Raw genomic sequence first — 23197 nt, 5'->3', positions numbered from 1 at the left:
ACAAAGAAATTATGTATAGCTGGAGGACGTTTGATTATACTTACGCTAATATATTTCTTATTTTGCTAATAAATAGATTTATATCCAGTGAGGAAATGTTGTTTGATAGGCAAGCAAGTTATGGAAAATTGCTATTTAACTTCACCCAACCACCTCACTCCAACCTCACCACAAGTCCCGCGAGAGGGGTAGCAGTGGACCCGAGCTTTTGCGAACTGGCGAAGCAAATCCTTTCTTGTGGCTTTGCGGAGCAAAAGCTACAAGAAAGATTGGGAACGTATAGCCCGGACCTGCGCCAAAACAAATCTTCAATGTTACCGTATTCGTCTTGGCGCAGGTCTCGCCCAAAAAAATATCACGGAAATAGCAATCTCCACCCAAAAATATCTTTGACAAACGATTATTCGACCTCATTATTATATTTACAAAATTAGGGTTTTTAGACAAAATTTAACGAACTTTGGCACCGTAGTAAAAACACGAAAAATCATATATTTTGACCATACAGCATATAACACAACAGATAAAAGAGAAGAAATCATTCCTATGCATCGGACTAGATGTGGACTTGGAACGAATTCCGGAGCACTTATTAAATAGCGAAAACCCAATATTTGAATTCAACAAAGCCATCATTGACGCAACTCATGATTTGGCGGTTGCTTACAAACCAAATACTGCATTTTATGAGGCGTACGGGATTAAAGGATGGCAATCTCTAGAGAAAACCGTGCAATATATCAACGAAACGTACCCGGATATTTTTACCATTGCCGATGCAAAAAGAGGTGATATCGGAAATACTTCGGCAATGTATGCCAAAGCATTTTTTGAAGATCTTGACTTTGATGCTGTAACTGTGGCGCCGTATATGGGAAAGGATTCGGTTGAGCCATTTTTGCAACACGAAGATAAATTTGCAATTCTGTTGGCATTGACTTCAAATGAAGGTGCCTACGATTTTCAAACTAAAAAAGTGGATGGAGTAGACTTGTACAAACAGGTTCTTGAAACTTCGAAAACTTGGAAAAACAGTCAAAACTTGATGTACGTTATTGGCGCTACCAAAGCGGAATACCTTGCTGAAGTTCGTAAAATCGTTCCAGAAAGTTTTCTATTGGTGCCTGGAGTAGGAGCGCAAGGTGGAAATCTGAAGGAGGTTTGCAAATACGGAATGAACAAAAATGTGGGTCTTTTGGTAAATTCTTCTAGAGGAATAATTTATGCTTCGGGTGGATTGGACTTTGCCGAAAAAGCAAGAGAAGAAGCGCTAAAAATGCAAACGCAAATGAGCGCAATCATCGATAAAATGTAATTTCGTTTTTGGCTATGCAACTAACTGATCAGATTGGGAAAACATTTTCGTTTACTGAAACGCCAAAGCGAATCGTATCTTTGGTGCCTTCGCAAACTGAACTTCTTGTTAGTTTAGGGCTGGAAGACAGCATCGTTGGCTTGACCAAATTCTGTATTCATCCGGTTGGTCTCAAAAACACAAAAACTATGGTTGGCGGTACCAAAGTGATCAACTTTGATAAAATTGCTGCTTTAAAACCAGATATAATTATCTGCAATAAAGAGGAAAATACCCAACAAATTGTCGAAGATCTTTCGGCAATTTGTCCAGTTTGGACGACCAATATTTATACGGTAGAAGATAATAATCAGATGATTTTGGATTTCGGAAAAATCTTTGGTGTAGAAGATTCTGCTGCAAAGATGGTTTGTGAAACTAATGCTGCAATGCAAGAATTTCACGCTTTTGCTTCCACTCAAAAACTACAAAAAATCGCGTATTTTATTTGGAAAAATCCTTATATGGTTGCGGCAAATAGCACTTATATCAATGAGATTTTAAAGCTGAATAATTTCCAAAATGCTTTTGAAAATCTGGAAAGATATCCTGAAGTACAGATTGAAAACATCAAAGAAAACGAGGTTGATTATATTCTTTTATCCTCTGAACCCTATCCTTTTAAGGAATCAGATTTTGATGATTTCGTGAAATTAAATCAGAAAGTAAAAATTATGGTGGTGGATGGAGAAATGTTTTCTTGGTATGGATCGAGGCTAATTTTAGCTTTTGATTACTTCAAAAAGCTTCGAAACGACCTAAATTCTTTGTAGGAAAGTAATATTTATGCTTTCTAAATAGGACTAAAAATAAAAATGCCAGTGAAATAAAACACTGGCATTCTTGTAACTAACTCTAACCAAATAATAAAAACCCTTTATTATGATACAAAGATGCAATTAAAATTTTAATACAGTTGTTAAGAGTATGTTATTTATATGTTATTGACTAACAATCTATTACAATCGCAATTTATTGCATTCCAAAAACTCGTTTCAGTAAATCTGAAGTTCTTGCCGCAACATTGTTACGAATATCCTTCTCTTCTACTGCTACCATTGTGAAAACTCCTTTCAAAGCCTCGTTTGTTACGTAGTCATTTAGGTCAGGATTTACTTTTGTTACAAGCGGCAGTGTATTATATTTTGTAAGAATTTGATTCCAAGTCTTATCTGCTCCAACTTTACTCAACGATTTTTTCACGATAGGATTAAACTTACCATAAAGTTGTGAACTAGTTGTTCTTTGCAAATAGATAGTGGCAGCATTGTCATTGCCCATCAAAATATTTTTCGCATCGGTAATGGTCATACTTTTTATCGCAGTTACAAAAACTGGAACCGCTTCTTTAACTGCATCTTCGGCAGCACGATTTAAAACTTTTAAACCTTCGTCAGCAAGACTAGAAAGTCCAAGATCTCTCAGAGTTTTATCCACCTTCTGAAGTTCGGGCGGAAGCAAAATCTTTACGGCAGCATTTTTATAAAAACCATCCGAAACGGTGAGTTTTGTTACTTGTTTGGTGACACCGTTATTCAACGCTTCCTTAAGCCCCATCGCGATATCAGCATTTCCTAACGTTTGTCCAATTCCAGGATATTGAGATGCTACTTGTTGCAGTTCGGCACAGCCAGAAAGGCTTAGCACCACTGCGAGTGCTAATATTTTATTTTTCATAGTATTTTGGTTTGTTGGTTTATTTAATCTTGCATCGCAAAGACTTTCTTTAGTAGGGGAGAAGTCCTAGCGCCGATGTCTGTCCTAATCGATAATTCTTCTACCGCAATCATTTTAAAAACACCTTCAAGTGCTTTTTTAGTCACGTAATCTGTAATGTCTGGATTTACGTCGGTAGTAAGTGGAAGTGAATTATATTTTGAAATTATAGAAGTCCAAGCCACGTCAGCGCCAACTTTTCGGAGATTTTTCTGAACTACTGGATTGAATTTCGCGTATAAATTTTTGGTAGTTTTAGATTCTAAATAAGTGGTAGCCGCATTATTTTTGCCCATCAATATTGTTTTAGCATCGGCAATACTCATTTGTTTGATGGCGGTGATAAAAATTGGAGTTGCTTCCTTAACTGCTTCTTCGGCGGCACGATTTAGTAATTTAATTCCTTCGTCAGAGAGCGATGATAATCCCACGCTTCGCAAAGTTTTGTCCACTTTCTGGAGTTCCGTGGGCATCAGAATCTTTACGGCTTCATTCTTATAAAATCCATTTTCAAGTGTAAGTTTCGAAACTTCTTTGTCAACACCTTTATTTAAAGCTTCTTTCAAAGCTCCAGAAATATCAAAACGGTCCGTGCTTTCGCCAGTTACTGATTCAAGACTATTTCCTATTTTGTCTAGAAATCCTTTAATCTGCGAGTGGCCATAAAAGGGTGCCATCATCAGTATTATTATTGCTATTCTTTTCATCATATATTATTTAAGAAATCTATCACTAGCAAAGAGCAATCCAAAATTTTACAAATTGAAGATTTTCTTAATCTAGAATTTCAAATATACAATTTCTTAAATTTATTATTTTTATATGATTCGGGTATATTGTGGCGGTAATTTCGCTTTCGCTAAATGGCTACTACCCGTTAAGAGAGCCGAAATCTTTAAAATTGAAGTATTTTTCTTCTGTCAAGCAAATTTTGTCTTGGTTTCAGTTGAAGTTCTCGGTGGTCATTACTAATAAAAACGTATTTTTGAGAGACTATCAATATTTAAAATTCTATCCTTTTGAATTTGAAGACTTTACTTACAGTGCTTACTTGCATCTTTAGTATCTCCCTTGCATTCGCGCAGCAGGATTCGCAATATACGCACTATATGTACAACACGATAGTGGTTAATCCAGGATATGCGGGAAGTCGTGGTGCTATGTCGCTCTTTGCAATGCATAGAAATCAATGGGTTGGATTTGATGGAGCGCCCAAAACAAATGCATTTTCGATTCATACACCATTTGCCAGTTCAAATATTGGTGCGGGATTATCTTTCGTGAATGATCAAATTGGCCCAACCGCCGAAAACACTATCACCGCCGCGGTTTCCTATACATTGATAGTTTCGAAAAAGTTTTCTCTAAATTTCGGACTGAATACCTCAGCGACTTTTTTCAATTTCTACGCAAATAAACTTAATCCAAAAGATGTAGCTGATACAACTCTAGAAAATTTCAAAAACTCCATAAGTCCGAATCTTGGAATTGGCTTTTATCTACATTCAGACAAAACTTATTTTGGATTATCCGCACCTCAACTTTTCGAAAATTATAAGTACGATGATAATGAGCTTTCGCTAAATCGGGAAAGAATTAATTTATACTTCATCACTGGAACGGTAATTCCGATAAATTCTGATATCGATTTCAAACCAGCTTTTTTGGCGAAATACCTTGATAGTACGCCTTTGCAGATGGATTTATCGGCGAACTTTTTATTTAATCAAAAGCTAACTTTAGGTGCTGCTTATCGATATGACGCTGCAGTAAGTGCGTTGGCAGGATTTCAAATTTCTGAAATGTTATTTGTTGGTTATGCCTACGATTTTGAAACCACACAACTGCAGAAATACAATCAAGGAAGTCACGAAATCTTTTTACGTTTCGAATTATTTAAATCCTACAGCGGACTTAGTTCCCCGAGATTTTTCTAAAATTAAGAACTATGAAATATTATTTACTGCTTTTTCTAAGCCTGCTTTTTTTATCTACTGCTTTTTGCCAAGAGCAGAAACTTTCTGTGGCCAATACTAAGCACGAAAATATGGGGTATTTTGAATCGGTGGAAATTTATAAAAAGCTATTAAAAAAAGGTTTCCGAACTGCAGAAGTTTATCAGAATATTGGAGATTCGTATTATTTCAATGGAGATTACAAAAGCGCTACTTCCTATTATAAATCACTTTTCGGATTGAAAAAACAAGTAGTCCCTGCCGAATATTATTTTAGGTATGTTCAAAGTCTAAAAGCTCAGAATAAATATGATTTGGCGGATAAATTTCTAAATCAAATTCCTGAAGAGATAAAGTCAGATTCAAGATTCAAATTGTATTTCGGGAATCAAAATTATTTGGAAGACATTAAATTGATTCCAAAGCAGTTTAAAGTTGACACAACTTCAATAAATTCACCTTACTCAGATTATGGCGCGTTTATTTTGAATGATAAATTCTATTTCACTTCATCCCGCGATACCTCAGGATTTATCAAAAGAACGCACTCTTGGACCAATCAAGCATTTTCAAAAATTTACCAAGCAGTTATTTCGACTGATGGAATTTTGTCAAATCCAAAACCTTTAAAAACGGATTTCAGCAAAAAACTGAATCAATCATCGGCGATTTTCACCGAAGATGGAAAGACGATGTTTTTCACTCAAAATAATTCGGAAGAAGGAAAAAGAGTCAAAAATCAGAATAAAAAAACTTTGCTTAAAATTTTTAAGGCCAATTTTGATGGTAAAAAGTGGACGGATGCAATTGCACTTCCTTTTAATAGTGATGATTTTAGTTGTGCTCATCCTGCTTTGAGCGCTGATGAAAAATATTTGTACTTTTCCTCAGATATGCCAGGAACAGTTGGCGCTTCGGATATTTTTCGAGTAGAAATTTTCGAAAATGGAAATTATGGAAAGCCAGAGAATTTAGGTTCAAAAATTAATACCGAAGGCAGAGAAACTTTTCCTTTTATAAGTGCTGACAATCAACTCTATTTTTCTTCGGACGGCCGAGCAGGTTTGGGCGGACTGGATATTTATAAAACAGATTTGAATTCTAAATTAGAAGATGTTCGCGTTGAAAATCTCGGATCAGAAATCAACAGCAATGCTGACGACTTTGCTTTTTTGATAAATTCGGAAACTGGCAAAGGATTCTATAGTTCCAATAGGAGCAAAGGACTTGGATTTGATGATATTTATAAATTCACGAAAGTGCAAAAATGCGAGAACACATATGAAGGAAGGATTGTCGATTCAGAGAACAAAAACTTGGTTTCTGGAGTGAAAGTCACGTTGCAAAATCAGAAAGGTGAAAGTCTTCAAAGCATTCTAACTTCAGAAGATGGAAAATTCTCGTTTACTATTGATTGTGCGCACAACTATCATCTTACATTTTCAAAAGATTTATATGATTCTCAAGAACAAGTGACTGCAACTTCAACTAAAACTTCAACCGATATTATCTTTGAGAAATCTCAAAAACCAATGAAAGTTGGTGATGATCTGGCCAAAATACTTTCGATTAAAAATATCTATTTTGATTTGGATAAATTTGATATTCGTCCCGATGCCGAATATGAATTGACAAAAATTCTGTTGATTATGCAGCAAGAACCGATGATGGAAATCAGCATCAGGTCGCACACCGACAGTCGCGCTTCAAAAGAATACAATTTAGAATTATCTACAAATCGTGCAAAGTCGACTATGAATTGGCTGATTAAAAAAGGGATTTCGCCAAAGCGGTTAAAATCGGCAGGTTTTGGAGAGTCGCAATTGCTTAACAATTGTTCAGACGGAATCGAATGTTCAGAAGGAGAACATCAAATGAATCGAAGAAGTGAATTTGTAATTACTAAAATTTAGAAACTATGGCATCAGATTTTAAAATTGGAGACCATGTAAAGTGGAATTCAGAAGCGGGAATGGTGAGTGGCAAAATTATAAAATTACATTATCAGGATTTTGATTATAAAGGATATACGCACCACGCGAGCAAAGACGATCCGCAATATGAAATAAGAAGTGATAAGTCAGATCATATTGCTGCTCACAAAGGCAGCGCTTTAAAAAAGTCTAGGAAACTATATTAATCCTAGCTTTCTCGCTTTTTGCAATAATTCCAGATCTGAGCCTTTTCCTTGTAAAAGTTGGTCTTTAATAGTTGCCTTCCTCTTCTCAATTGTACTCAAAGATAAAGGGATATAGTCAGGCAAGTTGATAGTTTTGACACCTTGTGATAAAAGATTAAGAATCTTGTTGTCATGCAAATCAAAATCTATATCAAATTTGGCAAATTCTTCCCGAGCTTGTTCAATTGTATGGCTATAATAGATGTCGCCATTCATGATACGTTGGCAGATTTTAGGAAAACTCTCAAAATCAATATCGTTTTTGGAGATAAAACCTTCAGGCGATAGTTGATTGATAATATTATCGATTCTTAACGGCTCGCTGTGCATTGTTTGTATTATTATTTTACAATCTGGCATTCTTTTTCTTAGGTGCTTGCCGATATCAACACCATCCATAATATTTTGCAAAACGAAGGAGGGTAAACTAACATCCAGAAGGGCCAAGTCAATTGGAGTTTCCATGGTATTTTGAATATTGATCATATTGTAAGCCTGTTCACACGTGTAAGCAGTTATAAATTTGGCAGGAAATGGCCCTAGGTTGATCTCAGTCAATAAATTCACGTAGGCTGCCACGGTCATGGGGTGGTCATCTACGATAAGAATTTTTGTTGCCATTAATGTTATATAGTTTAATTCAAATCTAATAAAATTTTACGTGTATGCCGTAACCTATAATATGAATTTATTGTTTTCTTTGTATTAGAAAATAACAAACAACCCAAATCGTTATGAAAAATAAATTTTTAGCAATAGCAGTGATCGCACTTTCACTTTTTACATTTTCTTGTTCTGTTGATGAAATGGCTGAAGGGCCAATGGACAGCTCTAGAATGACGAATCCAGCTTTGAATCAGGAAATTATTTCCACACCTACAGATTCAACGGCGATGTCAACTGGAGATCCATTTGCAGGAGAGCCGGATATTATTAAACCACCAAAAAGATAATAATTTTAATTTTATTATAAAAACTGACTTATGCCAATGTGTATTAGTCAGTTTTTTTGTTTACTATTACGTATATAAAATATTTGTTAAATTAGGAATTTACAATACATTGAGAAATATTGCTCTATTATTCTTACTTCACCTAATTGTCTCATGCTCGGAAAACAGAATGCAAACTAGCGATTCCATTAAGTGGTCGCCAAAACTAATAAGTTCATTACCGATTGAGCAAAGAAAGATGTTCTTGGATTCAGTATCAAAGGACTTACGGGAACGCTCGCCATATATAATTAGCCCTAACCAGTATTTAGATATTGCATTAGAATATTACTATATAAATGAATATGCTTTATCCTACTCTATCAGTAAAGAAGCTCTTAAATATGCACAGAGATCTAATGATAGTTTATCGATGGCCAAGGCTTTCTTTTATATAGGCGATTCATTTCAAATCTCCCAAAAAGATAGTGCGTACTACTACTATTATCAGGCAGAAAAGATCTACTTAAAAAATCGAGATTTTTCCAATGTTGCTCGAATGCAGTTTAATAAAGCGTACGTTTTATTTTACGATGGCAATTATGTTGCCTGTGAAGTTCAGGTATCCAAGGCTTTGCAAAACTTAAAAAATACAAAGGACTATTTCTTATTATACTCGTGTAATTCTTTATTAGGAAGTTGTCTGGAGAAAATTGGTGATTTTGATGCAGCACTAAACTATCACAACAATGCATTGCAGAATATAGAAAAATTAGACTTGACTACAAGCGAGAAAAGTATTTATAGAGTTTCTACCGTTGTTAATATCTCCAATCTTTACGATCAACGTCAGGAATATGACAAGTCCATTGTAAATTTAAAATCTATTTTAAATGAAAGACTAAAAGTTAATAACCCTTTATCCTACGCAAGAGTTCTCAGCAACCTAGCTTATTCAAAATTTAAAAATGGCGAATATTTAGGTGTAGAAACGATGTTTCTAGAATCTATAAAAATTGCGAAGAATCTAGGAAATGAATCAGATTTACTTTACAAATACATCTATTTTGGTGAGTATTATGCGAGTCAGAATGATAACCTGAGTGCTATTAAATATATAAACTTAGCCAATCAAATTGCGGTCAAGAACAGCAATACGAACGAAATTTTAAGTACGTTAAGACTACTCGCGAGAATTGATCAGCATAATAGTCAGCAATATTTGACAGAATATATTAAAATAAGTGACAATTCGCAGGCATTACAGAAAAAGACGCGAAATAAATATGCCCGTATCGAATATGAAACAACCAAAATCCAAGCTGCTAATAAAGAACTTAGTCGTAACAACATTATAATAATAATGGTTGCGATTATACTTATTATTCTTTTAGTAACCTTTGTAATAATTCGTTATATAAAATATAAGAATAAGGAATTACAATTTTTAAGACTACAAGAAAAAGCAAGTGAGGATGTTTTTAAATTACTCACAGAACAACAGCAGAAAATCAATCAGGCAAAGGAAGTAGAAAAAACTAAGATTGCGCAAGAACTGCACGACGGTGTGATAAATACACTTTACGGAATCCGTCTGAATCTTGGCTTTTTTAATTCGAAAAAAGATGAAAATGCAATTGAGAAACGAAAAGATTATATAGAAGAATTAAAAAAGGTCGAAGGTGAAATTAGAACTATTTCGCACGAGCTTAGTCGCAATACTTTCTTTGACACAAGCGATTTCAATATGTTGCTGCAAGGGCTGCTACAAAATCAAGAAGGTATCAGTACAACAAGATTCTCCTATATTAAAATGGATGGGTCTAACTGGAATGATGTTCCAAATCTTTACAAAATAAACCTCTATCGCATTATACAAGAAGCAGTACTTAATGTGAATAAATATGCAAAAGCTCAAAATTGTATTATAACTTTTCAGAGAGATAATAATATAATCCGCATTCTCATTCAGGATGATGGCGTCGGTTTTGACGTAAAACTTAAAAGAAGCGGAATTGGTCATAATAATATGAATAGCCGAATCAAGAGCCTCGGAGGCACTATTCAGATCACGTCAGAACTAGGAAAGGGGACTACCATCGAAATTATTATAGATAATTCTGCATTTCAGAAAAATACTAATTTTAGAACCGGAAATACCTTTATAAAATAAAAGAAGCCTCAAATTTGAGGCTTCTTTAGTTTATTTCGAGACAAATTTTTATCCGTTATTTGCATCTCGTAATACTTTCACATGATCATGATCCTGTTTCAATGCACTTTTTTGCTTAGATATCATAGCCACTTGTTCTGAGGTTAAATCTTTGGTGTCTTCTAAAACTTCCTCATAAACTTCAAGTGCTTTATCTTCTCCAAATTCGCAAGAATCTAACACTGTTTGTCTTTCATCACTCGATAGAGCCGCCTTTACATCCATCCACGCTCTAAAAAATTTTCCTGAAATTTTAGTTCCCTCTGTAGGTTCGCCGCCAAGTCTATTTACTTCAGCGCGCAATTCCGATAGATTATTGTGAGAAGTTGCCGCTAATTTTCCAAAAAGGCTGTGAAGTTCACCATTGTCCATTTCTTTGGCAGCAGTCTCATATCCTTCAACTCTATCATTATTAATTTCTACTAATTTGTTTAATTTGTCGATACTGTTTGAATTATCCATCTTTATTGAATTTATTGGTTATTGATTTACAAAATTGCAGATAATTAGAATAAATTTACTTACAACATTTCTTGAGAGAGTTACACGACTTTTTTATTACCGTTCATGGAATACAAAATAATTAAAAACAATACTTAATTTTTGCCTCTACTAAAATCTTAGAAATAGCACTATTATAAAAATTAAAAATTTTAATGCCAAGATTCAGGAGTGTAGCATTCATTTTTTAAATATAAAAAAAAGGTGCTCAAGATAAGTCTTGAGCACCTTTAATATATTTCTCTATCTGTACTTTAGAGGTTTCTACCGAATCCTTTACGATTGTAGAAGTTTTCATCGTAAACCACTAATGCTTCTTCCTCCGGATTGTATTTTCTGTAGGTACCTACTTCGTAGTCCTGGTCAATTGCATATCCCTTAGCAAAACGTTTCGTTTTAGCAAAAGTTTCTTGATTAATTTGAGTTGTCATCACCTCTTTACGATCTCTACTAATAGTTACCATTCCAATAGGAATTATCAAGTGATTCTCTCCATCTTTATTTAAAAATTCGTGAATGCCATCAGAAGTTGCTCCATATACATCATGTCCTTTCTCTATAACAGATGAATTAACTTCTACATCCAAGTAAACAACCCTCTCGGCTCTTTTACTTACTAGTAAATCATCAACTTTTCCAATAACTCTACTATCAACATCTTTAACATCCCATCCTCTTACATCTGCATAATCGTCTGCAACCTTGTAATCGGATAGTTCGTCCAAATAAAATAAATCTTTTTTATCTTTGTCCATAACGTATGTTTTTAATTATTACTATTCATTTTTTCAAGTAAGACCGCTGCATCAGAAAAGAAATCTTTGATTTTATTCTTCTGATTTAATGCAAGTTCTTTTACATTGATTGATTCAGATGAGGTTTTTACTTTAGACGCTTCCGAAGTTAAATTAGTAAATTTTGCCTGCTGCAAGTTTTGTAATGTTTTACTAATTATATCAGTTGCTTTTTTAATATTATCGGCATGATTTGTCGCCATTGGATCTTTAGTAATTTCATCGGCATATTTACGAGCACTATCCAAATCCATTTTTGAATCAAAGTCAGTTTTTTCAGAAACTTCTTCAGTAGCGTCTATAAGTTTTGTCAAAGCATTATGAGAATACTCATGATCAAGTGTCATATTTCCGTCATCCATTTTTGCGAAAGCAAGAAATGCTGCGACATCAGAAAGATTATCATTTACATACCCATCATCAATAACTTCAGTATTATCAACAATCGTATCGTTTGTAGTACTTTCATTGGTTATAACTGTCGTTTCTCTAAAAAATAGAAAGTAAAGAATTAGCGCAATAAGTAACAGCGCTAGTATCCACGGCCATATAGGTTTCTTTTTTTCAATCTTAATTTCTGCCATAATGTTAATTTTTTGTGGTTAGTAATAAAGTTACACAATCATATAAATTATATATTTAATATCGTGCAAGTGTAAAAATACATTACTTAAGCAGTGAAAATGTTACAAGACTTTGGATAATTCTTATAAGCTGTATTTTTGAGTCGTGGAAATATCAGATAAATTTTGAGTCATTCTTATCGAATTTCATTAAGGATAGTGCGGTAGATTATTTAATTTCATATTAAGTTTTACCTTATCTGATAGGGAGTAAAGGAAATAGATCAGCTAATCTTATTATCGCATTAATCCCGCTTCTTTTAATTCTGTTTCTAGGGTTTTTTCTAGCTCATTGTAAACTTTACTTCTTAAAAATAGCCTGTTCACAATTGAAAACCAAAAGTTTGACACCAACGCATTAGATACAGATTCAATTCGATTTTTAAGCAATGATTTGTATCGTTTCTGAAAATTTTTTTGAGAAATAGAAGGGTATTCTGGATATTTTAATTGCGCGTCAATTCCGTAATTTTCCAAGTCGTACTTATTTGTTGCAGCGTGCAATACACGCATATCTGGAATAATTGGAAATAACCGTGGACTTTTACGTTCTGCCTGAATTTCATTAAAAGAAAATCTCTCAAAAGCTTCAACATTTGGACAATCCGTAAGGCGAGCGGCAATTTCTGGTTCTGGCACTCCAAAATAATAGCGTAGGAAACTTTGGCAGTTTTGCCTACCAAGGTGGTAATCGTGATTTCTGAACGACTTGTCTAAAAATCCCGCAAAGCCGCTAAAAGGTGCCGACGCTAAATCGTTCTTAGGTCGTACCAATCCGCCCGCAGACATCACTTTTCGCACCGGTTCGATGAGATATTTGGTGCGGTTTGTTTGATCAAGAGCCTCCAAAATACCGTCTTGATTAAACATCACTTGATTTCGCAACGCCTTAAACATTCCCTTAGCAATTGAAATAATATCTCTTGGAGGATTCTCTTCTTCGATATCATTATCTTGATTTGGAAAAGGATCCATCATAATAACGGCATAACGGTCAAGAAGAACGTCGGCCAAATTTTTCTCTTTAAGTATCTTTAATGCAATCGCGAAAGGTTCATTATTTATCAATCCACCATCAATGGAATTAAATTTATAGACAGGACTATCTTTAATAATAGGAGAAATTCCTGTACGCTGACCAAAAAGATAGTTGGGATAGCGCTCTACATATTTTTGCGAAATAGCTACTTCTCTAGACTTAAGTCCTATTGGAAATGCCGCGGTGCTTAAAGTTGCATCCTTTAAATACCCCATATCTTTGGCATTATTTAAATCTAGAACATAATACATATTATCTCCTTCAGGAATGCCTTGCGGATAAAGATCATTGGCGAGCTTATACCTAAAAAAGCCAGCGTGACTTGTTATAATAGAACCGTTTTTATCGCTTCCGCCAAAATCAATTTTAAAATTTAAGCCGCGCAAATTTGTAGTTGTCAGCACCAAATCGAGACTTTCTGAAATATATGAGGGTAATTTTTTTTGTGTTTTAATGTTCAAAGCGTTGTTTGCAATGACATCAATTGCTCGAGAATTCAGTAAAGACTCCGGTTTTTCATTCTTTTTGATATCATCATTTTCCAACATTTTTTCAAAAGTTGTCGACTTTGAATCGTCTCCCATTTCGACCCAACTTTGATAAAAGCGATTATTTTTACCCAAAGGATTGTCCTTATTTACTGCTTGAAAGTTGGCATCCATCACATTCAATAAAGTAAGTGCGCCAGAAATACCACCCGCCGAAGCACCAGATATAACGTCGATTTCTACATCATGCATCGGAATTGACAAATCATATTCGGGATGATCGGGACCTAAACTGCTGTTTTTATTTTTTGCCTGCTCCCATAATTCAAGAGTTTCTAATAGGTAATCCATAACTCCTGCGGTAAAAGCACCAGCAGATACGGCGCCTGCCATCGTTAGACAAATTTTAAATTTTGGAATATCACTCATAGGACATTGTTTTTTTAAGAAAGATGATCTATCTAATATAAGAATTTTGTATCAATCACAGTAATCGTGGAATGGTATTATAATTAAATTTTTTTTTGGCTTTCGCCGAAAGACTTCAATTTTATACAATTAATCGTTGAGATATACTATTATTCTCATTTATCAGGTGGGGCACGAATGAGATTTGACTTCGATTGAAGTTATAAAATTTGCACAGAACTAATTTACGTACTTGATAATTTATTCAATATTATATGAAGTCAAATTTTATATTTTAAAATCATATTCTGAATTCTAGAGTTTTTGAAATTTCCGACTGATGAGGTTTAATCAAGTTGTTACTAATTAAAAATCTAGTATTGAAATTCTGTTTGCCAAAATGAAACTATTGTTATGTTTTTCTAAAAACAATTTTATTTTTAAAAAATCTTAGTATATTGATATTTATTAATTAAACCAGAGTATTTTTTTTATTACTTCAATCTATTTTAGAAATCCAGACTTATAAAATTTAGCTATTCCTTTAAATAATTTATTTTGAAAAATATTTATCTCGCTGTCCTTCTTTTCACAAGCCTTTTTACTTCTGCACAAGTTGTGTTTGAAAGATCTCTATCTGATGCCTTTAAAAAAGCAAAAGCGCAAAACAAAAATGTCTTTATAGAATACTACAATTCAGACTGCTCAGTTTGCAAACGTCTTGGTACTCTACTTAAAGAAGATGCTGAAATTATTTCCTACTACAATTCTAATTTTATCAATTATGCGATAAATACGTATAATGAAGTTTCAGATGCTGAAAAAGCCTTTTTAAAAACTGCAAATTTACATTTTGATAGTGTTCCCGTGTTACTGTATTTTGATAAGGACAAAAATTTTTTGCACTACAGCAGCGGCGAAATTAATGCAGAAGCAGTATTAAATGAAGCCAAAAAAGCAGTCCTTCCGCAATTTAATTCTTCAGGACTTAGAGCAAAATATGAAGCGGGCGATAGGTCTATCAGAACCTTGTATGCGTATTCAAATTTACTAATCGTAAACAGAGAGGATCATAAACTGAAGAAAGTTACGCAGGACCTTTTCGAGAGTTTTGATAAGTCGGAGTTATCTACGAAGAAATCATATTTAATTTTAAAGCGAGTTGTTAAAGACTCTGACAATGGATTTTTTAAATTCTGGCTAGATAATTTAGACCAACTTAATGGCTTTGAATCCGGTGAGAATGCAGGTACAGAAAAATCATATCTTAGTCGTATTGTCTTAATAGAATTAACTGACCCAAATATCAAAAAATGGGGGCAGGCTAAAAAAGAGAAGTATAAAAATTATATTTTAAAATTGAAAATTGTGGACGATCCAAATGTTTTCTTTTAGAAAATAAAATCTAAAAAAACATGAGAAACAGAAATCAATAAAGTAAACTAAATTGTTTAAAATTTAATTCAGTATGTATGCAATGAATTATTTTTTTGCAACAAATGGAAAAGAAAACAGTAATTAAAAAATTATTTTTCTTTTAATATATAAATAGCTTTAAAAGGTGCAGTATTAATCAATTCATTAATGGTGCTACCTATTAATATAGAACTTACACTACTATCTCCTTTGGCACTCATCAATATCAGATCTGCATTAAAAGATTTGCTTTCCTTTTTAATGATCTCGACAATACTATTTTTGCCTCTAAAACTTGCAACAAAAATGTCATCATCGCTAATTTTGTATTTCTTTTTGGCTTCAATAAATTGTTTATAAATGTGCTTTTCAGCTTCATTTATAACCTTCTGATCTTCGATATCAATATATGGGAAAAACACGGTTGGAATATTAAAAGATTTCACGATTTTAAAGTCGACTTGGGGATTTAGCTTTTTTAATACTTCCATTTTTGCCAACACAATTTTAAACATTGCGCTCAAATCTGTCGGCACCAAAATTCGATCCCAGCTCAGAGATGCATTTGCCGGTACCAGGAGCACATCGCCTTTAAAAATACGAATCAGCTTTTGTGACATTGCAGCCGTTCCATTGTCTTTTTGCTTAAAACCTAGCAAAATAGTACTCACGTTATTTTGCTCTGCCCAATATTTTAAAGCATACTCAGTATTCGCATTTTCAAGGATTTCTAAAGTATAATTTTGATCTTCCTGGAAAATCTTGGAAATTTTTGCGTTAAGATTTCGATGAATGATAGATTTAATATCTTTTGTTCCTAAGAGATCTTTTAGCGCGTCATCAATGTCATAGATACGGATATTATGAACAAAATTTATAGTATCGAGATTCCATTTTTTTTTCAGAAATTTTGCATAGCTAATGATTTTTTCGTCCATTTCGGTTAGGTCAGTAGCAACGAGAATATTTTTCATATTGGTAATTTTGAAATGATTATCAGTAGTTTAATTAAAGATGTTTTTCAACTCTTTATAATCTAAAAACTCTTCTGAAATTAAAACTTTCCTTCTTCTTTATCACTGATTTGCTTTGCGATTTTTTCTTCCGTTAATATTAGTTTTTCGTTTTCTTCGAGAACATTTTCTTCTTCAAGAATTTTAATTAAATCACTGTTATACGATTCGTCGGGTTTTAAATGAGAGCGTCGTTGGCTGACTTTGTAATCTTCTTTGATGCCCATATATAATGAAGCACACATCATTAATAGCAAAATTGTAAAAGGCAACCCCGATATAGTAACTGCTGCCTGCAACGTACCCAATCCACCTCCAGTTAATAGTGTTGCAGCGATTATTCCAGAAAGTGACACCCAGATAATTCTTTGTATGGCTGGTGTTTTTTTATTTCCGCCAGAAGTAATTCCGTCCACTACCAATGCTCCCGAATCTGCAGAAGTAATAATGAAACTACAAATAAGAATCATGCCTAAAACCTTTAGCACAATTGCTAGTGGGAATTTTTCAAAGAACACATAAAGCGCAGTAGAAATGTTATCATCGACGGCATTAGCAACCGAAAAGTCACCTTCCATTAATCCCAACATCGTAGTACCACCAAAGGCAGAAAACCATAAAAAGGTTACTAAAGCGGGAAGAAATAATACTCCCAAAATAAATTCGCGAATTGTACGACCTCTAGAAATTCTGGCGATAAAAGTTCCTACAAAAGGAGACCACGAAGCCCACCAACCCCAATACATTAATGTAACATTGTTATGCCAAGAATCGCCTCCATAGGAATCTGACCAAGTAGCGAGATCTAGAAAGTTGGTCAGGTAACTTCCGATATTTTGCACATAGCTTTTTAGAATAAAGGCTGTAGGTCCCAGTAATAATACCATGATAAATATTACTGCGGCAACTCCAACATTTAGTTCACTCAAAAATTTTACTCCTTTATTTACTCCACTCACTACTGATATAGTCGCAATCAAAGTAATTCCTAAAATAATTAAATATTGAGTAGGAAGGCTGTTTGCTATACCAAATACATGATTGAAACCAGCATTAATTTGTCCAACCCCGAAGCCCATTGTCGTTGCCAATCCAAAGAGCGTTGCGACCACGGCTATAACATCAATGACATCACCAATCCATCCGTAAATCCGATCGCCTAACAAAGGGTAAAATGCCGAGCGAATGGTGAGAGGCATCTTTCTGTTGTATGTGAAGTACGCCAAAGAAAGTCCAATTACCGAATATATTGCCCAGCCGTGAATTCCGTGGTGTAAGAAAGAAAAGTTGATCGCTTCTTGAGCTATTGCGGTAGGCGCAGCATCTGCGGCAAGTCTAGGGGGATTCATAAAATCGCGAACAGGATCTGCAATGCTAAAGAGCACTAATCCGTTTCCAATTCCCGCACTAAAGAGCATGGCAAACCATGCGTGAACTTTAAATTCTGGCTTGGCTTTAGGACCACCTAATCTGATAGAACTATATTTTCCGAAGGCCATAAAAAGGCAAAATATAATAAAGGCATTTACAGAAATAGTGTAAACCCAACCGCCTTTCTCGGCGACAATTCGTTGTGCGTTTTCAAAGCTGCTTTGTGCCTGTCCGCTGAAAAGCATGGCTAAAACTACACTAATAACGACGATAAAAAGCGACGGATAAAATACTTTGTTATTAACAATAAGTCCGAGAAATGGTTTCTTATTGCTTGTATCTTGTAATTTTTCGGTCATAGATTTATTTTAACAATTTTCATAGTCTAGCAAGGTACATAGAAAGGATCATTTGGCCATATTTATGACTGATAAAATAAATGCAGGTCTAGGAGCTCGCACTGAAGATGCTTTACTGTATCAAAGAGGGGCTAGACTTATTTTAAATTTATACCCCTAAATAATCTTCAATGCCGATTTTGCGAGAAGGATGGGCGCGGCATCCTTTTCTGGCTTTTTGCCAGAAAAGATATAGCAAACAGCCTGACCTGAGCCAAGAAAAAAATGATACTTTGCAAGTCAAGTTCTGGCGAAAGGGCTCGCCCAAAAAAATCGAAGACATAAATTTGTACCATTCGCGATTTTATAAACTTCAAAAAGAAAATTTAAATAGCTAATAACACAAAAGCCACTAAAATAGCGGCTTTTGAAGAGTAAATATAATGGTGGAGTATTTTATAATAAGATTTTATCCGCCAACTGATGGACTAAAAGCTAACAACTATACTGTTAATTCTCTAGTTAGCCAACCGCTTTTTCCAGCCGTTGCAATTGCGTAAGGTGCAATCCAAAACAATCCAAAAGTATATAAAACGCTATAGGCATACGCCCATAATGACTCAGACGCGCTATATCTTTTTGCATAAAATAAGACAGGAAATGTCGATACCACTAGGATTCCTAGTAGGGTAGAGCTAATAAATAACAGTGGATGCATTGCAATCATAAACGCGGTGAAAATCAGGAATGGGTAGGTCATTACAATAGTTAGAAATTGGTTGAAAAACAGCAATCTTGTTCCTGCTTTTGAACCTTCTTTGTAACTTTTGAAAACGTAATTTGCCATAACCAAATTCTCACGTACATTACTTCGTCCCCAACGAATAAACATTTTGTAAAGTCCTTTGTACTGCTCAGGAACATCGGTCAAAACCACTGCATTTCTTTGGAAAAGCACTTTCTCACCTTGCTTCAATATCATATTTGTCATCGCACGATCTTCGCCAATATCCGAAGCTTGACCCATAAATTTCTGGTCAATCCATTCTGGCAGACATTTAAAAACCGCTGAACTTCTGTAGGCCGCCAAGGCTCCAGGAGTACATAAAACGCTGCCTAACTGACTTTCGGCCGAACGTACAAATTCAAAACTCATCACAAAACTTACGTTAAGCATTTTTGGTAAAATCGCGTTCTTGTTGTTCAGCACTTTTACATTTCCTGCAACTGCTCCACATTCTGCGTCAACGACAAATGGACTAACAAGATTACGCAAAGTGTCTTTTTTGATTATCGAATCGCTATCAATTGTCACAAAAACTTCTCCAGTACCAAGATTAAAACCACGGTAAAGCGCGTGTCTTTTTCCTTTATTTTCAGGCTGCTGTAAGATAACTAATTTGTCTCCTAACTCCGCTTTTGCTTTTTGCATCCAAGACCAAGTATCATCTTTACTACCATCGTCAATTGCTAAAATTTGTAATTTCTTGGCAGGAAAATCACTATTGGCAATACTTCTTAAAGTTTCAAGCACCAAATTACCTTCATTGTAAGCGGGAACAATTACAGTTACTGTTGGTAATAATTCATCCGAAACTGATTCGATTGGCTTGTAAGTAAAGTATAGATAAACGTTATAAATTAGGAAGGAAACTTTAAAAAGCAACAGTCCCAATGTTAAAATTAGAAAAGTCAATCCTAGTGTCGAACTCATTCGCATTTGATTGAACTGCTGAAAATCTGCTTGTAAGAAATAAACAAGAGTTGCTCCACCTACAAGCAGTAGCATTGTTGCAGATAGAATTATTTGGTTAGAAATTTTTCTCTTAGTGGTAACTGTTGCTTTCGCGATTGAAATTACTTTTTTTTCAGATTTTGCTTTTGCAAATTTTGAAGCTGGGTGCTGCACTACTGAGTCGATATTATCGTTGAAGTAGGTTTCTGTAGTTGCTATGGCTTGTGTTTTCATAAATATTTTTCTAGGGTCAAATTTTATTGAAAACATTTAAGCAACTGTCGTTCCTATTTGTCTGTTGCTTTAAAATCAAGGGATTGCAGTAATTTAGAGTTGTGGCACCTGTGTAAGAATTACCCACCGAATGTGCGGTGCCCCACTATTTAAGATTTTTTTACTAATATTCTAAGTGTACGCTTAAGTGCAGTATCAATAATTGTGTCGCAAAACTATCTGATCGAAACTTTAGAATTGTAATTTTTTGGCTTTCGCCGAAAGGCTTCAACTTTACTCAATTTTGCGTAAGCGAAACCCGCTATATTCACTTTAGACAATTAGCAAGAAGGAGATTTGGCTTCGGTTGAAGCGCTAAAGATGTATTTGAAGAGTTGATGTGGGAAGGACCTTAGATTTTTTGTAGTGTAAAAATTCTAACAATTTTAAAACTGCTGATTCTACTAGAATGAAAATGTATATATTTGAATCTACCCAACAAACTCAAGTCGATCGCGGAAAAATACACAAACTATGGAACATTTAAAACTTAATTTCGGAGATATAGAGCAATCATCAATTTTATATTACGACCGAGAGGTGGATGTAGCGTGTGTTAGTATCTGTCAGCAACTCAAAATTAACAATATGCCGGATTACGACTCCGAAAATTTTTATGTTTTGGAAGGGAATACCTTTAGGAAGAAAAAAATCGGGAACGAAAACCGACTGGACAAAGAAGAGAAAATCTTTGACAACTCATTAATAGAGAAATTTAGAAATAATCAGCACAGCGCATTATTTGTCTTTAAAGGTGAAGTTTTAAGTGGTGTTGTTCATTTTGCCGATTATAATCAAACCACAGTATTGAGAGCTATTCAAGATGATGTGCTAACGTTTGAACGAAAGATGAGAGAATATCTTTTTCTAAAAAATTTCAGAAATGAAGACATGATCCAATATTTTAAAAATCGAGCGGAACAAAGTGAACGTTCTCGAAGCTATTTTCAATCGCGCATACGTCAGTTGGAACGTAGAGAGGATGAAATTAATCAGTTGGGTGAATTTCAAGGTTTTACTTTAAAAGACTTATTAGAATTCGCCAATGATACTCAACCCGAAAGTATATTTCCGTATGGCAAAATTGAGTTTCAAGGGAAAAGTTTTTACGAATCCACTTTGGTGAATAGTCTCCGAAATCTGGCTATGCACGGTCAGAATCCCGTGGAGATTGACGAAGAGACCTCGGTCTATTCAATTGAAAGTTTGGAGTATTTATTTAAGGCATTAAAAACCTTGGAAACTTTCACCTACCGAATTGAGAAATTAATTGCCAATCATACAGATTACCGAAGTTCAGTAGTAATGGAAAATCAAAGTAAATTGCAAATTATTCATAAGCACAATCCCAAAGCGCTGCGGTATTTTATTGGGCTGTAATTGTAGAAAAGCTTATGCTATAATAACCATTGAAATATTGCAAAAGCGGCTGTAATTATTCAATATCTTCACTCTACATTTTGCACAATTTACAGAATACAGGCTTATAATAATCAATTATACAGTATACATTTTTTACAATATACAGTAGACAATTTTACATTATACAAATCTTTCAATCTTTAAATTTCTCAGAACCCCTCCCCATCATTAAAGTAAAACGTCGTAGAATCACGACCTAAACCAAAGTTCATAACGAAATTCGTCAGCGTATTCTTGTCCAGTAAGACCCGTAATCCCAGTCCAACTGCGGGCTGAATAGTGTGGAAAAGAGCTAAATCCCCCGCCACATCACTTGCCGATGTTGCATTTACAAACACGGTACCGCTGATTAGTTGATTTTTCAGAATCGGAAAGCGATACTCTGTTTCTAAGAAAGCCAAATTAGCACCTCTAAAAAGGCCTTGAATATATCCTTTTCCAGTGCGGCTATTTTGATCCCATCCAATTGCGGGTAAATTTAGATAGGGCAAATTACCACTAGTCAAAAATTGGCCATAGAGCCAAAATCCCAAAACGTGTTGCTTATTAGATTTACTTAATGGAATAAAATACCGTGAATCTAAAGTTAGCGTAGAGCTTTGTTGTTGACTCGAACGAATTTCAGGATTAAAACGATAACTAAGATTCACAAACAATCCCGAATTTGTATTGATCAAGTTATCTCTGCCATCATAGATTAAGTTTGCACTTCCTCCTGCAACCGTATAATGCTCATCATTATATCCATACTCTTGAGAATAGTTATAATGTTCGGTTAGCTGATTTGCTTCCAGATTTAGAAGTTCATCCTGAATTTGATCATAACTATCAATGTGAATTCCTAAGCCAGCGTAAATATTCGGAAGAATTTTGTAGTTGGCGGTTTGGTGAAATTTAAAATAATTGTATTTCATTGGCTCTTCAATCGCTTCATAGTTGAAGTTTTCAAATGCTTCTCCGTACGGTACAATATCCGAACCCAGTCCAAAATTAGATTGAGAAAACACATAATAACGTAAATCGCCACTTAAGAAATATGTGTCGCCTTTGAGATACATATTATTTTTAGCGTAGGTTAAAATTTGCTTTTTGGTACTGTAAGATGCTCCTCCAGAAAGTAAAGAAACCCGATCTTCTTCCTTCTCTCTAAAACTATATTGACTTATAAAACCACCCGTAAAACCGTTCGCCGGCTGATATCCCAAGGTAGGCAAAATTATAAAACTCGTTAGTGCTTGAGGTGTGTCAACTCGATTTTCTTTCTTTTTGAATAAGTCGTAAAGAGTTACGAAGGGAACACTGTCTTTGGCTATTTCTATATTTTCTTCTTGCGAAAATGCATTTTGAGAAACCACAAGGAGAACTACTGCTATGATGTTGATTTTGAGAAAGGAGGTAAAAGTCATAAGGCAGAATTGTGTCTAAGAT

Annotated in this window: 20 protein-coding genes; 9 read left to right on the top strand and 11 right to left on the bottom strand. The window is 34.6% G+C overall.

Annotated features, from left to right (window positions below):
* Window positions 1-496 precede the first annotated feature (496 nt).
* Complete coding sequence (gene pyrF / locus SBO79_RS13025) at window positions 497-1315, top strand: orotidine-5'-phosphate decarboxylase (RefSeq protein WP_318640829.1); 819 nt, start codon at window positions 497-499, stop codon at window positions 1313-1315.
* Between the two features lie 14 nt (window positions 1316-1329).
* Complete coding sequence (locus SBO79_RS13020; protein WP_318643517.1) at window positions 1330-2127, top strand: ABC transporter substrate-binding protein; 798 nt, start codon at window positions 1330-1332, stop codon at window positions 2125-2127.
* A gap of 199 nt (window positions 2128-2326) precedes the next feature.
* On the opposite strand, the gene SBO79_RS13015 is transcribed toward SBO79_RS13020, so the two are convergent.
* Window positions 2327-3031, bottom strand: a complete 705-nt coding sequence (locus SBO79_RS13015; protein ID WP_318640828.1) for a DUF4197 domain-containing protein — start codon at window positions 3029-3031, stop codon at window positions 2327-2329.
* A gap of 23 nt (window positions 3032-3054) precedes the next feature.
* Entirely contained in the window at window positions 3055-3777 is a 723-nt protein-coding gene (locus tag SBO79_RS13010; protein ID WP_318643515.1) for a DUF4197 domain-containing protein, read from the bottom strand.
* Window positions 3778-4095: 318 nt separating this feature from the next.
* On the opposite strand from SBO79_RS13010, the gene SBO79_RS13005 reads away from it, so the two are divergent.
* Genes SBO79_RS13005 through SBO79_RS12995 form a run of 3 tightly spaced genes read left to right on the top strand, consistent with a single transcriptional unit; the run spans window position 4096 to window position 7165 of the window.
* On the top strand, window positions 4096-5007 hold the full coding sequence (locus tag SBO79_RS13005; RefSeq protein WP_454771242.1) for a PorP/SprF family type IX secretion system membrane protein: 912 nt from the start codon (window positions 4096-4098) through the stop codon (window positions 5005-5007).
* A gap of 11 nt (window positions 5008-5018) precedes the next feature.
* On the top strand, window positions 5019-6938 hold the full coding sequence (locus SBO79_RS13000) for an OmpA family protein (protein WP_318640826.1): 1920 nt from the start codon (window positions 5019-5021) through the stop codon (window positions 6936-6938).
* A 5-nt stretch (window positions 6939-6943) separates the two neighbouring features.
* Window positions 6944-7165, top strand: a complete 222-nt coding sequence (locus SBO79_RS12995; RefSeq protein WP_318640825.1) for a hypervirulence associated TUDOR domain-containing protein — start codon at window positions 6944-6946, stop codon at window positions 7163-7165.
* On the opposite strand, the gene SBO79_RS12990 is transcribed toward SBO79_RS12995, so the two are convergent.
* Window positions 7157-7825, bottom strand: coding sequence for a response regulator (locus SBO79_RS12990; protein ID WP_318640824.1), 669 nt, complete (start codon window positions 7823-7825; stop codon window positions 7157-7159). The two genes, SBO79_RS12995 and SBO79_RS12990, sit on opposite strands and share 9 nt — an antisense overlap.
* Before the next feature lie 113 nt (window positions 7826-7938).
* Between SBO79_RS12990 and SBO79_RS12985 the strand changes: the two genes are divergently transcribed.
* Window positions 7939-8157: a hypothetical protein gene (locus tag SBO79_RS12985; RefSeq protein WP_318640823.1), complete on the top strand. Its 219-nt coding sequence runs from the start codon at window positions 7939-7941 to the stop codon at window positions 8155-8157.
* A 169-nt stretch (window positions 8158-8326) separates the two neighbouring features.
* Entirely contained in the window at window positions 8327-10309 is a 1983-nt protein-coding gene (locus SBO79_RS12980) for a tetratricopeptide repeat-containing sensor histidine kinase (protein WP_318640822.1), read from the top strand.
* Window positions 10310-10357: 48 nt separating this feature from the next.
* Here the strand turns inward: SBO79_RS12980 and SBO79_RS12975 are convergent, their stop codons facing one another.
* From SBO79_RS12975 to SBO79_RS12960, 4 genes are all read right to left on the bottom strand, one after another.
* The gene (locus tag SBO79_RS12975) at window positions 10358-10810 is read right to left on the bottom strand and encodes a PA2169 family four-helix-bundle protein (RefSeq protein WP_318640821.1); all 453 of its coding nucleotides are present in this window, start codon (window positions 10808-10810) and stop codon (window positions 10358-10360) included.
* A gap of 293 nt (window positions 10811-11103) precedes the next feature.
* On the bottom strand, window positions 11104-11604 hold the full coding sequence (locus SBO79_RS12970) for a PRC-barrel domain-containing protein (protein ID WP_318640820.1): 501 nt from the start codon (window positions 11602-11604) through the stop codon (window positions 11104-11106).
* Between the two features lie 11 nt (window positions 11605-11615).
* Window positions 11616-12227 (bottom strand): hypothetical protein, encoded by a 612-nt coding sequence (locus tag SBO79_RS12965; RefSeq protein WP_318640819.1) that lies wholly within the window; start codon window positions 12225-12227, stop codon window positions 11616-11618.
* A gap of 276 nt (window positions 12228-12503) precedes the next feature.
* The gene (locus SBO79_RS12960; protein WP_318640818.1) at window positions 12504-14222 is read right to left on the bottom strand and encodes a patatin-like phospholipase family protein; all 1719 of its coding nucleotides are present in this window, start codon (window positions 14220-14222) and stop codon (window positions 12504-12506) included.
* 537 nt (window positions 14223-14759) lie between these two features.
* Between SBO79_RS12960 and SBO79_RS12955 the strand changes: the two genes are divergently transcribed.
* Window positions 14760-15596: a thioredoxin fold domain-containing protein gene (locus tag SBO79_RS12955; RefSeq protein WP_318640817.1), complete on the top strand. Its 837-nt coding sequence runs from the start codon at window positions 14760-14762 to the stop codon at window positions 15594-15596.
* A 131-nt stretch (window positions 15597-15727) separates the two neighbouring features.
* Here SBO79_RS12955 and SBO79_RS12950 read toward each other — a convergent pair whose 3' ends face one another.
* From SBO79_RS12950 to SBO79_RS12940, 3 genes are all read right to left on the bottom strand, one after another.
* Window positions 15728-16591, bottom strand: coding sequence for a universal stress protein (locus tag SBO79_RS12950; RefSeq protein ID WP_318640816.1), 864 nt, complete (start codon window positions 16589-16591; stop codon window positions 15728-15730).
* A gap of 80 nt (window positions 16592-16671) precedes the next feature.
* A complete protein-coding gene (locus SBO79_RS12945) occupies window positions 16672-18360 on the bottom strand; it encodes a BCCT family transporter (protein ID WP_318640815.1) in 1689 nt (562 codons plus the stop codon).
* Window positions 18361-18841: 481 nt separating this feature from the next.
* Window positions 18842-20308 (bottom strand): glycosyltransferase family 2 protein, encoded by a 1467-nt coding sequence (locus SBO79_RS12940; RefSeq protein ID WP_318640814.1) that lies wholly within the window; start codon window positions 20306-20308, stop codon window positions 18842-18844.
* A 513-nt stretch (window positions 20309-20821) separates the two neighbouring features.
* On the opposite strand from SBO79_RS12940, the gene SBO79_RS12935 reads away from it, so the two are divergent.
* A complete protein-coding gene (locus SBO79_RS12935) occupies window positions 20822-21727 on the top strand; it encodes a hypothetical protein (protein ID WP_318640813.1) in 906 nt (301 codons plus the stop codon).
* Window positions 21728-21918: 191 nt separating this feature from the next.
* Here SBO79_RS12935 and SBO79_RS12930 read toward each other — a convergent pair whose 3' ends face one another.
* Window positions 21919-23175, bottom strand: a complete 1257-nt coding sequence (locus SBO79_RS12930) for a BamA/TamA family outer membrane protein (RefSeq protein ID WP_318640812.1) — start codon at window positions 23173-23175, stop codon at window positions 21919-21921.
* Window positions 23176-23197 lie beyond the last annotated feature (22 nt).

The organism is Flavobacterium ardleyense (assembly GCF_033547075.1).
GTDB classification, from domain to species: Bacteria; Bacteroidota; Bacteroidia; order Flavobacteriales; family Flavobacteriaceae; genus Flavobacterium; species Flavobacterium ardleyense_A.
The sequence above is the reverse complement of the archived record's forward strand: the minus strand, read 5'-3'. Positions and strand labels throughout refer to the sequence as shown.